Annotated in this window: 15 protein-coding genes; 7 read left to right on the top strand and 8 right to left on the bottom strand. The window is 71.8% G+C overall.

Annotation, left to right across the window (positions count from 1 at the left end; translation table 11 throughout):
- Positions 1–37: 37 nt before the first annotated feature.
- The 5 genes from ACIBG7_RS04125 to ACIBG7_RS04105 all read right to left on the bottom strand — a co-directional run bounded on the left by ACIBG7_RS04125 (position 38) and on the right by ACIBG7_RS04105 (position 5543).
- Positions 38–880 carry an FAD binding domain-containing protein gene (locus tag ACIBG7_RS04125; RefSeq protein WP_397335124.1) on the bottom strand — a complete coding sequence of 281 codons (843 nt, stop codon included), beginning with the start codon at positions 878–880 and terminating at the stop codon, positions 38–40.
- Complete coding sequence (locus ACIBG7_RS04120; protein WP_397335123.1) at positions 877–3258, bottom strand: xanthine dehydrogenase family protein molybdopterin-binding subunit; 2382 nt, start codon at positions 3256–3258, stop codon at positions 877–879. Before ACIBG7_RS04120 ends, ACIBG7_RS04125 begins: the two co-directional genes overlap by 4 nt.
- Positions 3255–3746, bottom strand: a complete 492-nt coding sequence (locus ACIBG7_RS04115) for a (2Fe-2S)-binding protein (protein ID WP_357916085.1) — start codon at positions 3744–3746, stop codon at positions 3255–3257. Before ACIBG7_RS04115 ends, ACIBG7_RS04120 begins: the two co-directional genes overlap by 4 nt.
- Before the next feature lie 95 nt (positions 3747–3841).
- Entirely contained in the window at positions 3842–4048 is a 207-nt protein-coding gene (locus ACIBG7_RS04110; protein WP_357916088.1) for a hypothetical protein, read from the bottom strand.
- A complete protein-coding gene (locus tag ACIBG7_RS04105) occupies positions 4038–5543 on the bottom strand; it encodes a PspC domain-containing protein (protein ID WP_397335122.1) in 1506 nt (501 codons plus the stop codon). Before ACIBG7_RS04105 ends, ACIBG7_RS04110 begins: the two co-directional genes overlap by 11 nt.
- Positions 5544–5781: 238 nt before the next feature.
- Here ACIBG7_RS04105 and ACIBG7_RS04100 point away from each other — a divergent pair, with 238 nt between their 5' ends.
- Both ACIBG7_RS04100 and ACIBG7_RS04095 read left to right on the top strand, forming a co-directional pair.
- Entirely contained in the window at positions 5782–6927 is a 1146-nt protein-coding gene (locus ACIBG7_RS04100) for a PspC domain-containing protein (protein ID WP_357918356.1), read from the top strand.
- Positions 6924–7556, top strand: a complete 633-nt coding sequence (locus ACIBG7_RS04095) for a response regulator transcription factor (protein WP_357916094.1) — start codon at positions 6924–6926, stop codon at positions 7554–7556. The genes ACIBG7_RS04100 and ACIBG7_RS04095 overlap by 4 nt, the downstream gene beginning before the upstream one ends.
- A gap of 61 nt (positions 7557–7617) precedes the next feature.
- Here the strand turns inward: ACIBG7_RS04095 and ACIBG7_RS04090 are convergent, their stop codons facing one another.
- The gene (locus ACIBG7_RS04090; protein ID WP_397335121.1) at positions 7618–8712 is read right to left on the bottom strand and encodes an MFS transporter; all 1095 of its coding nucleotides are present in this window, start codon (positions 8710–8712) and stop codon (positions 7618–7620) included.
- Between the two features lie 143 nt (positions 8713–8855).
- Here ACIBG7_RS04090 and ACIBG7_RS04085 point away from each other — a divergent pair, with 143 nt between their 5' ends.
- The 4 genes from ACIBG7_RS04085 (at position 8856) to ACIBG7_RS04070 (ending at position 12399) form a co-directional block, all read left to right on the top strand.
- Positions 8856–9758, top strand: a complete 903-nt coding sequence (locus tag ACIBG7_RS04085; protein WP_397335120.1) for a LysR family transcriptional regulator — start codon at positions 8856–8858, stop codon at positions 9756–9758.
- A gap of 64 nt (positions 9759–9822) precedes the next feature.
- On the top strand, positions 9823–11265 hold the full coding sequence (locus ACIBG7_RS04080; protein ID WP_357916103.1) for a glutamate--cysteine ligase: 1443 nt from the start codon (positions 9823–9825) through the stop codon (positions 11263–11265).
- A gap of 87 nt (positions 11266–11352) precedes the next feature.
- Entirely contained in the window at positions 11353–11613 is a 261-nt protein-coding gene (locus tag ACIBG7_RS04075) for a WhiB family transcriptional regulator (RefSeq protein WP_357916106.1), read from the top strand.
- A gap of 9 nt (positions 11614–11622) precedes the next feature.
- On the top strand, positions 11623–12399 hold the full coding sequence (locus ACIBG7_RS04070; RefSeq protein WP_397335119.1) for a lysostaphin resistance A-like protein: 777 nt from the start codon (positions 11623–11625) through the stop codon (positions 12397–12399).
- On the opposite strand, the gene ACIBG7_RS04065 is transcribed toward ACIBG7_RS04070, so the two are convergent.
- On the bottom strand, positions 12363–13082 hold the full coding sequence (locus tag ACIBG7_RS04065; protein ID WP_397335118.1) for a PIG-L deacetylase family protein: 720 nt from the start codon (positions 13080–13082) through the stop codon (positions 12363–12365). The two genes, ACIBG7_RS04070 and ACIBG7_RS04065, sit on opposite strands and share 37 nt — an antisense overlap.
- A 92-nt stretch (positions 13083–13174) precedes the next feature.
- Between ACIBG7_RS04065 and pcrA the strand changes: the two genes are divergently transcribed.
- Positions 13175–15397, top strand: coding sequence for a DNA helicase PcrA (pcrA, locus tag ACIBG7_RS04060; protein ID WP_397335341.1), 2223 nt, complete (start codon positions 13175–13177; stop codon positions 15395–15397).
- On the opposite strand, the gene ACIBG7_RS04055 is transcribed toward pcrA, so the two are convergent.
- Complete coding sequence (locus tag ACIBG7_RS04055) at positions 15394–16107, bottom strand: hypothetical protein (protein WP_397335117.1); 714 nt, start codon at positions 16105–16107, stop codon at positions 15394–15396. The genes pcrA and ACIBG7_RS04055 overlap by 4 nt on opposite strands.
- Between the last annotated feature and the right edge of the window lie 41 nt (positions 16108–16148).

Below are 16148 nucleotides of genomic sequence, written 5' to 3'. Positions count from 1 at the left end.
TGCGGGGGCGCCGCCAAGGGGCGCCCCCGCAGCCCGGTCAGGGCGACCCGGCAGCCGCCTGAACGGCGCGGTACGTCAGCACGTGCGCCAGATGGCGACGATAGTCGGGTCGTGCGTGCAGGTCCGAGGGGGGCGAGGTGTCCTCGGGCGCGCGAGCGCACGCCTGCCGAACCTGGTCTCCCAGCTCGATGCCCTGGAGAGCGGACTCCACTCCCCGCGCGCGCACCGGAGTCGGTCCCATGTTCGTCAGACCGATCCTGGCCTCGGCGATGGTGCCGTTGGAACGGCGCACCGCCGCCGCCACCCCGACGATCGCCCACGCCTGGGCGGTGCGGTGGAACTTCTCGTAGTGGTAGCCCCAGCCGGGGCCGAGCTTGGGCACCTTCACCCCGACGAGGACCTCACCGGGCTCCAGCACCGTCTCCAGGTAGTCGACGAAGAAGCGGGCCGCCGGGATCTCGCGCCGCGAGGTCACCAGGACCGCCTCCAGCGCGAGCGCCACGGCCGGCAGGTCGCCCGCCGGGTCGGCGTGCGCCAGCGAGCCGCCGAAGGTGCCGCGGTGCCGTACCGCGGGGTCGGCGACGGTGGCGGCGGCCAGCGCGATCAGCGGGCAGGCGTCCCGGACGAGGCCGGAACGCACCACCTCGTCGTGCGTGGCCGCGGCGCCGATGAAGACGTGGTCGCCGCGGTCGTGGATGCCCTGCAACTCGCTCAGCCTGCCCACGTCGACGAGCAGCGAGGGGTAGGCCAGGCGCAGGCGCAGCAGCGGCAGCAGGGACTGGCCGCCCGCGATGACCTTGGCGTCCTCGTCGCTCGCCAGCGCCTCGGCGGCCTCGGCGAGCGAGCCGGCACGGACGTAGTCGAACTTGGCCGGGATCACTGCAGGGCCCTCCAGACTCTCTCGGGCGTGCACGGCATCTGGATGTCGCGCACGCCGTACGGGCGCAGGGCGTCCACGACGGCGTTGACGACCGCCGGGGTGGAGGCGATGGTGCCGGCCTCGCCGACGCCCTTGACGCCCAGCGGGTTGGTGGTCGCCGGGGTCTCGGTGCGGTCGGTGACGAAGTCCGGCAGGTCGGCCGCGCTGGGCAGCAGGTAGTCGGCCATCGTCGAGGTCAGCAGGTTGCCCTCGGCGTCGTAGACGGCCTCCTCGTAGAGCGCCTGCGCGATGCCCTGCGCGAGACCGCCGTGCACCTGGCCCTCGACGATCAGCGGGTTGACCACCTTGCCGACGTCGTCCACGGCCACGTACGAGCGGATCTTCGTCAGGCCCGTCTCGGTGTCGACCTCCACCGCGCACAGGTGGGTGCCGTGCGGGAAGGAGAAGGTCTGCGGGTCGAAGGTGGCGTCGGAGTCGAGCCGCGGCTCGACGCCGTCGGGCAGGTCGTGCGCGGTGAAGGTGGCCAGCGCCACCTCCTGGATGGTCTTCTGCGCGCCGGTGCCCTTCACCCGGAAGGCTCCCTGGACGAATTCCAGGTCGTCGGGCGAGCACTCCAGCGCGTGCGCGGCGACCTTCCTGGCCTTGTCCTTGACCTTGTCGCAGGCGGCCAGCAACGCCATGCCGCCGACCACCAGCGAGCGCGAGCCGTAGGTGTCCATGCCCTTGTGCGAGATCGCGGTGTCGCCGTGCAGGACCGACACGTCCTCGTACGGCACGCCGAGCGAGTCGGCGACGATCTGGCTCCACGCCGTCTCGTGCCCCTGGCCGTGCGCCGAGCTGCCGGTGACCACCTCGACCTTGCCGGTCGGCAGCACCCGGATCGAGGCGTGCTCCCAGCCGCCCGCGCCGTAGTTGAGACCGCCCAGGGCCCGGCTGGGCGCGATGCCGCACATCTCGGTGAAGGTGCTCACCCCGATGCCGAGCTGGACGGGGTCGCCGCGGTCTCGCCGGTCGGCCTGTTCGGCGCGGAGCTTGTCGTAGCCGAACAACGACAGGGCCCGGTCGGTGGCGGCCTCGTAGTTGCCCGAGTCGTACTCCAGCCCCACGATCGTGGTGTACGGGAACTCCTCGTGCTTGATCCAGTTGCGCCGCCGTACCTCGATGGGGTCGATCTTCAGCTCGTGGGCCAGCTCGTCCATCAGGCGCTCGATGGCGTAGGTCGCCTCGGGGCGGCCGGCGCCGCGGTAGGCGTCGGTGGGCATCTTGGTGGTGAAGACGCCGGTGCAGGAGAAGTCGTAGGCGTCCATCTTGTAGATGCCGTTGTACATCAGCGCGCCGAGCAGCGGCACGCCCGGCGTGATCAGCATCAGGTAGGCGCCCATGTCGGCGAGCAGCTCCACCCGCACGCCGCGGATGCGGCCGTCGGCCTCGGCGGCCAGCGAGACGTGCTGGATCTGGTCGCGGCCGTGGTGCACGGTGAGGTTGCCCTCGGAGCGGCTCTCGGTCCACTTGACCGGCTTGCCGAGCTTGCGGGTGAGCAGGAGGCAGAGCACCTCCTCGGCGGTGACCTGCAGCTTCGAGCCGAAACCGCCGCCGACGTCGGGGGCGATGACGCGCAGCCGGTGCTCGGGGATGCCGGTGGTCAGGGCCAGCATGACCCGCAGGACGTGCGGGATCTGGGTGGCCGACCACAGGGTGAAGCTCTCGCCGTCGGTGGTGGCGACCACCGCGCGCGGCTCCATCGCGGTGGGGATCAGCCGCTGCTGGACGTAGGTCCGGTCGACGACCACCGGCGCGTCGCGGAAGGCGGCGTCGATGTCGCCCACGCCGAGCTTCCAGGTGTAGGCCCGGTTGCCCGCCTCGTGCACCTTGGGGCTGCCCTCGGCCAGCGCGTCGTTCATGTCGAGCACCGGCGGCAGCGGTTCCCAGTCGACCTCGATGGCCTCCAGCGCGTCGGCGGCCTGGTAGCGGTCGGTGGCGATCACGCAGGCCACCGCCTCGCCCACGTACCGCACCTCGTCGACGGCCATCGCCGGGTGGTCGGGGATGACGATGTCCTCGCTGACCGGCCAGGCGCAGGGCAGGCTGCCCTGCTCGGCGGCGAAGTCGCGCCCGGAGAAGGCGGCCACCACGCCCGGCAGTTCCAGCGCGCCGGAGACGTCCACGCGGCCGATCCGCGCATGGGCCATCGGGCTGCGCAGGAACGCGACGTGCAGCAGGCCGGGGAGCTGGATGTTGTCGGTCCACTGGGTGCGGCCGGTGAGCAGCCGGGCGTCCTCCTTGCGGCGCCGGGCCCGGCCCACCTCGTGGCCGTTCTGCTTCTGCTCGCCGGTGACCTCTATCTGCTCGGCGATCAGGCCGGCGTCGAGCTCGCTCACGGGGTGTTCACCGCCCTGTCGGCCTTGCTCATCTCCTGGGCGCCCCGGCGGACGGCCCGCACGATGTTGCAGTAGCCCGTGCACCGGCACAGGTTGCCCTCGAGGCCCTCCCGGATGGCCTCCTCGGACGGGTCTGGATCGTCCCGCAGGATGTCGATGGCGGCCATGACCATGCCGGGGGTGCAGTAGCCGCACTGCAGGGCGTGTTCTTCGTGGAAGGCCTGCTGCATCGGGTGCAGCGAGCCGTTGCTCGCCAGCCCCTCGATGGTGACCACGTCGCTCCCGTCGGCCTGGACCGCCAGGACCGAGCAGCTCTTCACGCTCTTGCCGTCGAGGAGCACCGTGCAGGCGCCGCAGTTGCTGGTGTCGCAGCCGATCGGGGTGCCGGTCTTGCCCAGCCGTTCACGTAGGAGATGGACGAGCAGGAGCCGCGGCTCGCACTGCTGCTCGTACTTGATGCCGTCGACAGTGACGGTAACTAGGGGCATACGTCCTCCCTTGAAGGGATATGGCGGACAGATGCCAAGCTACGCCGGGGGAACCGGAGGTCAAGGGTCACTTACCTCCGGATTGCCTGCACGGCCTACTTTCCGCGCACCAGCCGGGCGATCACCGCCACCACCCCGGCGATCCCCAGCCCGCCGACCGTCACCGCGGTCAGCACGATCCAGTCGCGCAGCTCCCCGGTGACCACCAGGATGCCCAGGACGATGAAGAGCAGGCCGCTGAGCAGGGCCATCCAGTCGGTACGGTGCACCCGCCGGGGGCGCTCCTCCATCTCACGCCGCACGCCGCACCACCACGTCGCCGACGCCGCCCTTGATCCGCAGCACGATCGTGGCCGCCGCGCCCTCCGGGGGCGTCTCCGGCTGCAGCACCCTGTTCACCTCGATGTCCGTGCCGTCGATGACGGAGTGGTCCACCCGGATCTCACCGATCCGGGCGGTGGCGTGCACCTCCACCTGGGCGGTGGGCGGCAGCACCACGATCAGCTCGCCGATGGTCACCGACGCGTTGAAGGTCGTCCGCGACCCGGCCGCCAGCGGCAGCCGCGTCAGGTCGAGCGTCGCCTCGCCCAGGCCGACCTGGTAGGGGTCGGCCACCTCGGCCATGCTCGTCGGCGTCCACACGGTGTCGGTCAGCCGCTTGGGCACGCCGCCGAGCACCAGGCCGGCGGAGATGGTCAGCGCCAGGACGGTGCCCAGCGCGACCAGGCCGGCGCCCCTTCCCCACCAGGTCGCCACCAGCAGGCCGGCGCCTACGGTGATCAGCATCGCGCCGCCGACGACGGTCAGGCTCGGCATGCCGGACGCGGACGTGATCTGGCCGGCCACGACGACGCCTCCAATGAATAGAGCGAGCAGGAAGGTGAGCACGCCGATGTACGACCTCGGCCGCTTGGCCGGGCGGCGCGGGCGGATGATCGTCTCGCCGGGGTGGAGGCCCGGGTCGTGACCGGCGCGCCGGCGCGGGTCCAGCGGCTGGTAGGGGCCGTGCGGGGCGAACGGCTCGCCGTAGGCGAGGTTCGGGTGGGGTCGCGTCACGTACGGCGAAGCCCCCGGCTCGGCTTCTGCGGTCGCCGGCTCGTCGATCGGCTCGGCTCTTGCGGCCACCGGCTCGTCGATCGGCTCGGTCAGCGGCTCCGGTTCAGGCTGCGGGCGGGCGGCCTGGGGGCTCGGCTGGGCCTCGGGCGGCGGCGCGGGCCGGTAGGCCGGGGCCGGCTCGTACGCGCGGGTGTCGAAGGGCGCGGCGGGGGTGCCGAAAGGAGTGGCACCGGTGTCGAAGGAGGTGAACGGCTCGTACGGCGGCGCCGGAGCCACCGGAGGCTGCCGGGTCGCCGCCCGCCGGCGGTTGAGCCGCTCCGGCATGGACCTCGCGATCCCCAGCAGATCCACCCCGTTGGCGTGCGCGGCCAGCAGCCCCACCGCCATCAGGATGGCCACCACCAGGGTCCCGGTCCCGAACGCGACGGTCGCCAGGTTGACGGTGAGCCCGAACCCCAGCACCGCGGTCAGCAGGGCGAACACCGTGTCACCGGAGAAGTCCCGCCGGGTCCACTGCTCGACGTACCCCGGCCCGCCCCGCGGCGCCTTCATCAGCAGGAAGGCGGCGAGATAGAGGTAGACCCCCACGCCGGAGCCCAGCACCAGCACCGCGAAGGCCGCACGGAAGACCACCGGGTCGATGCCGGTGTAGCGGCCCAGCCCGGCGCTGACTCCGGTGAGGATGCGTCCCTCGGAGCTGCGGGCCAGGGGCCGGAGTGGCGGCGGCGGTGCTGCTGTCATAGGACCATCGTGGCGTGAGCGCGCCTCGCCCGCATCGGGGACTCCCCTGAGCCGACCCCTAGGCGGCGGTGTCGGGACAGCTCAGGGGATATCCCTGATGTCCCGCACACCGGGCCCGTGTGACGATTCAGGCTGCACGAACGTTGTACTAGCGTCGAGAGGACCACAGATGCAGGGTTCGATTCGGCGTGATGAGGTGAGTTCCGTCGACAAGGACGTAGCCGAGCCGTTCCACCGGATGATGCGGCCGATGGACGGCCGCCTCGTGGGCGGGGTCGCCCACGGGCTGGCCCGCCAGCTCCGGCTCGACCCGGTGGTGATCCGGCTGGCCTTCCTGCTGCTGAGCGCGGTGGAGGGCGTCGGCCTGGTGGTCTACGCCGTCCTGTGGATGATCACACCGCGGGAGCCGTACGAAGGGCCGTCGCCGGCGCGCGACTGGAGCCAGCTCAGCGCGTTCACCGCCATCGGCATCGCGGTCCTGGCCTTCGGCTGGCTCACCGGCGCCTCGCGGGGCGGGGTGGCGATGCTGCCGTTCGCGGTCTGCGGCATCGGCGCGCTGATCCTCTGGCAGCAGGCCGATCCCGACCGGCGCACCAACTGGGTCAGCGGCGCCACCAAGGGCATGCGCAAGCACCGGGTGCGGACCCTGCTCGGCGTCATCCTGGTGATCGGCGGCGCGATCGGCTTCCTGGTGACGCAGGACGCCCTGGAGGCGGCGCGCAACGGCCTCATCTTCACCCTGGTCGTCGTGGGCGGCCTCATCTTCATCGCCACCCCGTGGCTGGCCGGCCTGTGGAAGGAACTGCAGCTCGAACGGCGTGAGCGCATCCGCCAGGAGGAGAAGGCCGAGATCGCCGCGATGGTGCACGACTCGGTGCTGCACACCCTGACGCTGATCCAGCGCGTCGCGCACGACCCGCGCGAGGTCACCAGGCTGGCCCGCGCGCAGGAGCGGGAGCTGCGCAACTGGCTCTACCAGCCGGCCCAGGACGCCGACTCGACCTTCGCGGCGGCCGTGCGCCGGATCGCCGCCGAGGAGGAGGACGCGCACGGCGTCTCGGTCGAGATCGTCTGCGTCGGCGACACCGCGCTCGACCCCAAGCTCGACGCGATGCTCAAGGCCTTCCGGCAGGCCATGGTCAACGCCGGCAAGTACTCCGAGAGCCCGGTCATCTCGGTCTACGCCGAGGTGGAGGGCGAGGAGGTCTTCATCTCGGTCAAGGACCGGGGCAAGGGCTTCGACCTCGACGAGGTCCCGCTGGACCGGATGGGCATCCGGGAGTCCATCATTGGCAGGATGGAACGGCACGGCGGAACCGCGCGGGTGCGCAGCGAGCCGGGCGAGGGCACGGAAGTGATGCTGACCATGAAGGTGGAGAGATGATTCGGGTACTGATCGTCGACGATCACCGGCTGTTCCGTTCCGGCGTCCGGGCCGAGCTCGGCGACTCCATCCAGGTGGTGGGCGAGGCCGAGGACGTGGAGTCGGCGGTCAAGGCGATCGCCGAGCTCACCCCCGACGTGGTGCTGCTGGACGTGCACATGCCCGGCGGCGGCGGCCAGGAGGTGCTGCGCCGCGTCCTCGGGTCGGGCTCGCAGGTGCGTTTCCTCGCGCTGTCGGTCTCCGACGCGGCCGAGGACGTCATCGGCGTCATCCGCGGCGGCGCGCGGGGCTACGTGACCAAGAACATCAGCGGCCGGGAGCTGACCGACGCCATCCGCCGGGTGTCGGAGGGCGACGCGGTCTTCTCGCCGCGGCTGGCCGGGTTCGTGCTCGACGCCTTCGCCTCCTCCGAGGCCCCGCCGATCGACCCCGAGCTCGACTCGCTCACCCAGCGGGAGCGCGAGGTGCTGCGGCTGATCGCGCGGGGCTACGCCTACAAGGAGATCGCCAAGGAGCTGTTCATCTCGGTCAAGACGGTCGAGACGCACGTGTCGAGCGTGCTGCGCAAGCTCCAGCTCTCCAACCGGCACGAGCTCTCCCGCTGGGCGACCGCCCGCCGCCTGGTCTGACCCCTTTTGGTACGGCAGGCGCACCGTCTGACCTTGTACGGCGAGCGGTCGCGGCCCGGGTTCAGGCCGGTTCCGGGGCGCGACGCCAGGCCGCGGCCACGATCAGGCCCGCCACGGCCAGGCCCGCGCCCAGCCACACCGCCCCGGAGGCGGACAGCGCGTCCACGGCCACCCCGCCGAGCACCGAGCCGAGCGCGATGGCCAGGTTGAACACCATCGTGAGCAACGCCAGCCCCGCCTCACGCACCCGAATGCCCGCCTCGAACACCCACAACTGCACCGCGACCCCCACCCCGCCATAGGCCAGGCCCCACGCCAGCAGCGCCGGCCAGCCGAGCACCGCGGTCAGCGGGGCGGTCACCGCGATCCCGGCCGCCATCACCAGCAGCACGCGCCGCGCGCCCCCGGCCGCCCGCGGCCCGAGCACGAAGTTCCCCAGGATGCCCGCCGCGCCGTACGCCAGCAGCAGCAGGCTCGGGTCAAGGTCGGAGACCCCGGACAACACCGGCCGGACGTAGGTGTAGGCGGCGAAGTGCCCCGCGATCAGCAACCCGGTGACGATCATGATGGGCCGCAGCGCCCGCGAGCGCAGCGCGTCCCGCAGCCGGGCGCCGCCGTCGGCGGGCAGCGAGGGCAACAGAGCGGCGAGCGCGACGAGCACGAGCGCGGCGACGATCGCCATGGCGCCGAAGGCCCACCGCCAGTCGAACCGGTCGGCGAGGAAGGTGCCCGCCGGCACGCCGAGCACCGAGGCCACCGCCACCCCGCCGGTCACGATGGCCACCGCCCGCCCGGCCGACGACGGAGGCACCAGACGCGGTCCGACGCTGCCGGCCAGCGCCCAGAACCCGCCGATCGCCACCCCCACCAGGACCCGGGCGGCCAGCAACACGGCGAACGACGGGGCGAGCGCGGCGGCCGCGTTCGCCACGATCAGCAAGCCGGCCAGGCTCAGCAACACGGTCCGGCGGTCCACCCGGCCGGCCGCGGCGGGCAACGAGGCGGCGGCCAAGGCGGCGACCAGGCCGGGCACGCCGACCATCAGCCCTGCCGTGCCCTCGCTCACCCCCAGGTCGCGGGCGATGGGGGTGAGCAGGCCGACGGGCAACATCTCGCTGGTGACGACGGTGAAGGTGCCCACCGCCACGGTGAACACGGCGGGCCAACGGGCGGTACGGGATCCGGGAGGAGTCTGTAGAGCAACCATGCAGCTCAGCCTGCTTTGTACGGAATCGCGGAACAATGACGAAGCTCGAAGGCTTGCATTAGTCGGGCTAAACGATCGCGACGGAGGTGGCCATGGAGTTCCGGCAGATCGAGTGCTTCGTCGTGCTGAGCGAGGAGCTGCACTTCGCGAGGGCGGCCGAGCGGCTCTACCTGTCGCCGGGCCGGGTCAGCCAGTTGCTCAAGGAGCTGGAGCTGAGCATCGGCGGGCGCCTGGTGGACAGGACCAGCCGGCGGGTGGCGCTGACCCCGCTCGGGCGCGGGCTGCTGGCGGAGCTGCGTCCGGCCTACGACGCGTTGCTGGCGGCGGTCGAGGGGGCCAAGGCCGCCGCGCGCAAGGTCGACGGCACGCTGCGGGTGGGTTTCCACGGCGCGCCGACGCGGCTGGCGGTGGCCGGGTTGCGCACCTTCCAGGAGCGGTACCCCGAGTGCGAGGTGGAGCTGGTGGAGGTGCCGCTGTCCGATCCCTACGGGGCGTTGCGGCGCGGCGAGGTGGATGTGGTGTTCACCGTGCTGCCGACGGGGGAGAGCGACCTGGAGGAGGGCGCCGAGCTCAACCGCGAGCCGTACCAGCTCGCGTTGCCGGTGCGGCATCCGCTGGCCGGGCGGGAGGTCATCCAGGCCGAGGAGCTGGCGGGGGTGTCGCTCATCGGGCTGCCGCCGAGCGCGCCGCGCGGCTGGCGGGAGCGGTCTGCTCCGCCGTACACGCCGCTGGGGGTGCCGATCCCGCGCGGCGCCGAGGTGTCGACCAGCCAGGAGGGGCTCACGCTGGTGGCGCTGGGGCGCGGGGCGATGTTGCTCTGCCGGCCGTCGGCGCTGTTGCACCGGCGGCCGGACGTGCGGTTCGTGCTGGTGGAGGGGCTGCCGGCCTCCTCGCTTGGGCTGGTGTGGCGGGCCGGGGAGCGGACCGCGCGGCTGCGGGCGTTCGCCGACACGGTGGCCGAGCAGGCCGCGCCGCGGCTGGCCGCAGTTTCCTGATCCTCTTGGCAGGCGCGCGTCCCCGTGGGACATTCCCGATATGGGCAGGGACGTGCCAGTCGTCGTGTTCAGTCGAGAAGACCGCCGGAAATATCGGGAGAAGGTGCGCGGCTGCCTGGACGTCTTCGCCCGGATGTTGCGCGAGGCCCGCTTCGAGTTCGACCGCCCGCAGGCCGGGCTGGAGATCGAGCTCAACATCACCGACGAGCACGGCGAGGCCGCCATGCGCAACGCCGAGGTGCTGGAGGCGATCGAGCGGCCCGACTGGGCCACCGAGCTGGGCCAGTTCAACGTGGAGATCAACGTCCAGCCGCAGAGCCTGGCCGGCCAGGGCGCGCTGCACCTGGAGAACGACGTCCGCACCCGGCTCAACCACGCCGAGGAACGGGCCCGCTCGGTGGGCGGGCACCTGCTGATGATCGGCATCCTGCCGACGATCCGCGAGTCCGACCTGGTCGCGGGCAACCTGTCGGCCAACCCCCGCTACGCGCTGCTCAACGAGCAGATCTTCGCCGCCCGCGGCGAGGACCTGCACCTGCGCATCGAGGGCGTCGAGCACCTCGACACCTACGCCGACAGCGTCGCCCCCGAGGCCGCCTGCACCAGCGTCCAGCTCCACCTCCAGGTCTCGCCCGAGCAGTTCGCCGCGCACTGGAACGCCGCCCAGGCCATCGCCGGGCCGCAGGTCGCCCTGGCCGCCAACGCGCCCTACCTGTTCGGCCGCGAGCTGCACCAGGAGACCCGGATCGACCTGTTCACCCAGGCCACCGACACCCGCCCGAACGAGCTCAAGGAGCAGGGCGTGCGGCCCCGGGTGTGGTTCGGGGAACGCTGGATCACCAGCGTCTTCGACCTGTTCGAGGAGAACGTCCGCTACTTCCCGGCGCTGCTGCCGCTCTGCTCCGACGAGGACCCGCGCGAGTCGCTCGACCGGGGCGAGATCCCCGACCTCGACGAGCTCACCCTGCACAACGGCACGATCTACCGCTGGAACCGGCCGGTGTACGCGGTCGTGGACGGCACCCCGCACCTGCGGGTGGAGAACCGCGTCCTGCCCGCCGGGCCGTCGGTGCTCGACGTCGCCGCCAACGCCGCCTTCTACTACGGCCTGATGCGTGTGCTCCCGCACCTGGAACGGCCGATCTGGAGCCGGATGTCGTTCGCCGCCGCCGAGGAGAACCTCAACGCCGCCGCGCGGCACGGCATCGACGCCCGGCTGTACTGGCCCGGCATGGGCGAGGTGCCCGCCACCGAACTCGTGCTGCGCCGCCTGCTGCCGCTCGCCTACGAGGGGCTGCGGGAGTGGAACGTCGACTCCGACGTGGCCGCGCGGCTGCTCGGCGTCATCGAGGGCCGCTGCCTGACCCACCGCACCGGCGCGACCTGGCAGGTGGAGCGGGTGCGCGCGGAGAAGGGCGCCGACCGGCACGAGGCGTTGCGCCGGATGACCCTCGACTACATGGAGCTCATGCACACCAACGAACCGGTGCACACCTGGTCGGTCTGACCGCGCCGGCGGGGCCTCCCGGTGGTGTACGGGCGTGTCCATCCGCAGGATGATGCGCGCGCGGGCCGCTGGTCCTAGCGTTGAGCCATGGGAATCGCCGACGAGGCCGACTGGCTGCGCAGGGGGGCCTGCCGGTCAAGTGATCCGGAGCTGTTCTTCCCGCTCGCCCCCTCTCGCCTGCAGGAGGTGCAGGCCAAGGCGGTCTGCGGCCGGTGCCCGGTGCTCACCGAGTGCCGCGAGTACGCGTTGCGGGCGGGGGAGTCGGAGGGCATCTGGGGCGGGCTCACCCCGGACGAACGCCGCCGCCTGCGCTTCCCCGCAGGCTGGCGCACACCCGCGGCGTCGTAGTCTGCAGGGGTGCCACGGTCATCGCCTTCGCCTTCGCCTGAGCCCTCCTCGCGGCCGCTCGCGGTGCTGGGCGCGTCCGTGGCGGTGCTCGCCGCGGCCAACGTGCTCAACAACCGCCTCGCCCGCCGCTGGGCGCCGCTCACCTCGGCCGCCGCCACCGGCGCGCTGGTCGCGATGGCCCGCCGCAGCGGCCTGACCTGGGCCGAGCTCGGCTTCGAGCACGGCCGCCGCGGCGCAATCGCGGGCGGCGCGCTCGCCTTCGGCGTCGCCGCCGTCTACGGCGCCGGCATCTCCGTCCCCCGCACCCGCGCCCTGTTCCGCGACGAGCGGGCGCTGTCCCTCACCAGGGCGCGCGCCTTCGAGGAGGCCCTGCTCCAGGTGCCCGTCGGCACCGTCCTGCTGGAGGAGGCCGGTTTCCGCGGCGCGCTGTACGGCATGCTCCGCCGGCAGTACGGCACGCCGTGGGCCACCGCCGTGTCCTCCACGCTGTTCGGCCTCTGGCACATCCTCCCCGCGATGGACATGGCCCGCGCCAACCCCGCACTGGCCGCAGTGACCGCAGGCGAGGAGAGTCCCGGCCGGGCCGACACCGCCCGGATCGTCGCCGGCAGCGTGGTCTCGACGGCGGCGGCCGGCGTGCTCTTCTGCGAGCTGCGCCGCCGCGGCGGCCTGCTCACCCCGTCGCTGCTGCACTTCGCGACGAACTCGCTCGGCTACCTCTTCGCCCGGATCGCCCCCAAGGACGACACTCAGGCCGTCGGAACGACCTGGAAGCCCTCGGCGTAGTGCCCGTCGGGCAGGCCGGCCCGCTTGCCCCACTCCTGGAAGCGGGCGCGGATGTTCTCCTCGAACCCCTCGACGTGCGCGACCTGGCTGGTGTGCGAGAGCAGCGCCTTGATCTTGCGGTCGGCGGCGTCGGTGACGTCCACGAAGTGGTCGGGCGTCGGACCGCTGGTCAGCCAGACCTCGCGGACCGTCCACGCCTCCAGCCCCTCCTCCAGGAAGAGCTCGGGAAAGGCGTAGGGGTTGCGCGCGTCGGGATACACGGCGTCCAGCGCCGCGCCGCCCACGGCCCGGTGGTCCGGGTGCGAGGGGGCGATGAACTGGTAGTTGCGGTCGGGGTGATGCGTGATCACCAGGTCGGGACGGACCTGCCGGATCACCCGGGCGATGTCGCGGCGCAGCTCCAGGGAGGGCACGACGGTGCCGTCGGAGTAGCCGAGGAAGCGCACGTCCGTGACGCCCACGTGGCGGGCGGCGGCGATCTGCTCGGCGCGGCGGAGCTCGGCCATGCCGCCGTTGTCGAGGGTGCGCTCGTTGCCTCCGGCGTCCCCGTCCGTCACCACGAGGTAGATCACCTCGACGCCCCGGTCGGTGAACCCGGCGACCGTCCCGGCGGCGCCGAAGTCGATGTCGTCGGGGTGGGCGGTGACGGTCAGCACGCGCTTGATCTCGTTCTCCGGAAGCATGTTCGTATCAACCGTCGCCGTCTGGCGCACATTCCGTCGGTGGCGGGTCTTACCCTAGGGGCGTGCCGACCCAAGTCTCGATAGACAACCCCTTGCTCGACGGTCTCAACGCCCAGCAGCGCGAGGCCGTGATCCACCATGGCAGCCCGCTGCTCATCGTCGCGGGGGCGGGGTCGGGCAAGACGAGGGTGCTGACGCACCGCATCGCCTACCTCCTGGCCGAGCGCGACGCGCATCCGGGGGAGATCCTCGCGATCACCTTCACCAACAAGGCCGCGCGGGAGATGAAGGAGCGCATCGACAAGCTGGTCGGGCCGCGCTCCAAGGCGATGTGGATCATGACTTTCCACAGCGCGTGCATGCGGATCCTGCGCCGGGAGGCCAAGCGGCTGGGCTTCCCGTCGAGCTTCTCCATCTACGACCAGGCCGACTCGCAGCGGCTGATGGCGATGGTCTGCCGCGAGATGGAGCTCGACCCCAAGCGCTACCCGCCGCGCTCGTTCTCCGCCCAGGTCAGCAACTTCAAGAACGAGCTGATCGACTACGAGACCGCCGTCGAGCGGGCCGGGTCGCACCTGGAGCGCACCCTCGCCGAGGCCTACAAGTCGTACCAGCTCAAGCTGACCGAGGCCGGCGCGATGGACTTCGACGACATCATCATGAACACGGTGACGTTGTTCCAGCTCTTCCCCGACGTCGCCGAGCACTACCGCATGCGCTTCCGGCACGTGATGGTCGACGAGTACCAGGACACCAACCACGCCCAGTACATCCTCATCAGGGAGCTGGTCGGCCGGCCGTCCCTGCACACCGCCGACGGCGAGCTGGTTCGCTCCGGCGCCGACCAGTCCGAGCTGTGCGTGGTCGGTGACGCCGACCAGTCGATCTACGCCTTCCGCGGGGCGACGATCCGCAACATCCTGGAGTTCGAGCGCGACTACCCCGACGCGCGCACGATCCTGCTCGAACAGAACTACCGCTCGACCCAGAACATCCTCAACGCCGCCAACGCCGTCATCTCCCGCAACGAGGGGCGCAAGCCCAAGAACCTCTGGTCGGAGCAGGGCGACGGGCCACTGATCGTGGGCTACGTCGCCGACAACGAGCACGACGAGGCGGTCTTCGTCGCGCAGGAGGTCGACCGGCTCCACGACGAGGAGCAGGTGCGGCCAGGCGACGTCGCGGTCTTCTACCGCACCAACGCCGCCTCCCGCGTCTTCGAGGAGATCTTCATCCGCACCGGCCTGCCGTACAAGGTGGTCGGCGGGGTGCGCTTCTACGAGCGCAAGGAGGTCAAGGACCTGCTGGCCTACCTGCGGGTGGTGGCCAACCCCAACGACGTGGTCTCGCTGCGGCGCATCCTCAACGTGCCCAAGCGCGGCATCGGCGACCGGGCCGAGTCGATGCTGGAGGCGTTCGCCGCGCAGCAGCGCATCCCGTTCTGGGAGGCGATGAAGCGGGCCGAGGAGGCGTACGGCCTGGCCGCGCGCTCGCTCAACGCCATCCGCGAGTTCGTCGCGCTGATGCAGGACCTCATCGGCAAGGCCGAGGGCATGCCGCCCTCCGCGCTGGCCGAGGAGATCCTGGTCTCGACCGGCTACCGCGCCGAGCTGGAGACCTCCCAGGACCCGCAGGACGAGTCGCGCCTGGAGAACCTCAACGAGCTCATCTCGGTCGCCTCCGAGTTCGAGGAGGCCAACCCCGAGGGCACGCTGGTGGAGTTCCTGGAGCAGATCTCCCTGGTCGCCGACGCCGACCAGATCCCCGAGGCGGACGGCGGGCAGGGCGTGGTCACCCTGATGACCCTGCACACCGCCAAGGGCCTGGAGTTCCCGGTGGTCTTCCTCACCGCGATGGAGGACGGCGTCTTCCCGCACGTGCGCTCCCTCGGCGAGCCCAAGGAGCTGGAGGAGGAGCGGCGGCTGGCCTACGTGGGCATCACGCGGGCGCAGAAGCGGCTCTACCTCACCCGGGCCGCCGTGCGCAGCTCGTGGGGCGCGCCCTCGTTCAACCCCGCCTCCCGCTTCGTCAGCGAGGTGCCCGGCCACCTCCTGGAGTGGCGTACCGACCCCGACAAGTCCGCCTGGTCGGCGGCGACCAAGCGCGAGAGCGCCGTCGCCGCCCCGGCCGCCAAGAAGAGCGGCAGGACCGTCCCGTCCCTCTCGCCCGGCGACCGGGTCTCCCACGACGCCTTCGGCCTCGGCACCGTCGTGTCGGTGGACGGGGTGGCGGAGAAGACCAAGGTCAAGATCGACTTCGGCACGGGCGGCGAGAAGACCTTGCTCCTCGCCTACGCACCGCTGGAGAAGCTCTAGCCGGCGAGCTTGGTCGTCACCTCGTCCTTCGGCGGCGCCTTGACGCTCACCTTGGCGCCCCACCCGCTGTAGCGGACCTCCGTGAGCCGCTGACCGCCCGGACCGTAGGTGGTCAGCCGGTACGGCAGGCCGCCCGCGGTGACGTCGAGCCGCCAGCTCAGGACGGCGTCCGCGGCGAACTTGGGGTGCGGGGTCGCCCGCGCCCAAGGCGAAGCCTTGAGCAGCCGCGCGAACGGGATCTCGCCCCGGTAGCTCCGTCCGTCCCGCTCGGCGCCCGCGAGGATCGCGGCCAGGGCGGCGGGCTCCGCTGCGTTGAGGATGGAGACGTAGTTCGCGCTCAGCCAACGGGTCCGGCCTGGCGTCTCCTTCAGCCAGGCCTTGCCCGGTGGCATCTTGGGGGCCAGGGAGTCGGCGCGGTGATAGGAGGCGCCGCCGACCCGGATGGTGCGCTCACGTTCGGGACGATCGCCCGGGAAGTCGATGGTTCCGCTCACCTCCGACCCGGTGATGCCGCTCTTGCCGTACTGGAGGCGGCCCTTGCCGCGCCAGGTGCTGTCGACGCCCGCCCACTTGAAGGAGCGCTCGGTGAACAGGACGCCGCGACCCGCAGCGGCCTGCTTCTTGAGGGCCTTCACCGGGTCTGGGGGAGCGGCCTGGGCGGGGGCCGCGCTCACCATCAGGGTCAGCGCGGCGACGAGGATCATTCTCATGGGTGGATCCTGGCCGTGGATGATCACGACTGGATCTCGGG

Source organism: Nonomuraea sp. NPDC050328 (genome assembly GCF_044459405.1).
Classification (GTDB): Bacteria; Actinomycetota; Actinomycetes; order Streptosporangiales; family Streptosporangiaceae; genus Nonomuraea.
This window is presented reverse-complemented; position numbering and strand designations above follow the sequence as displayed.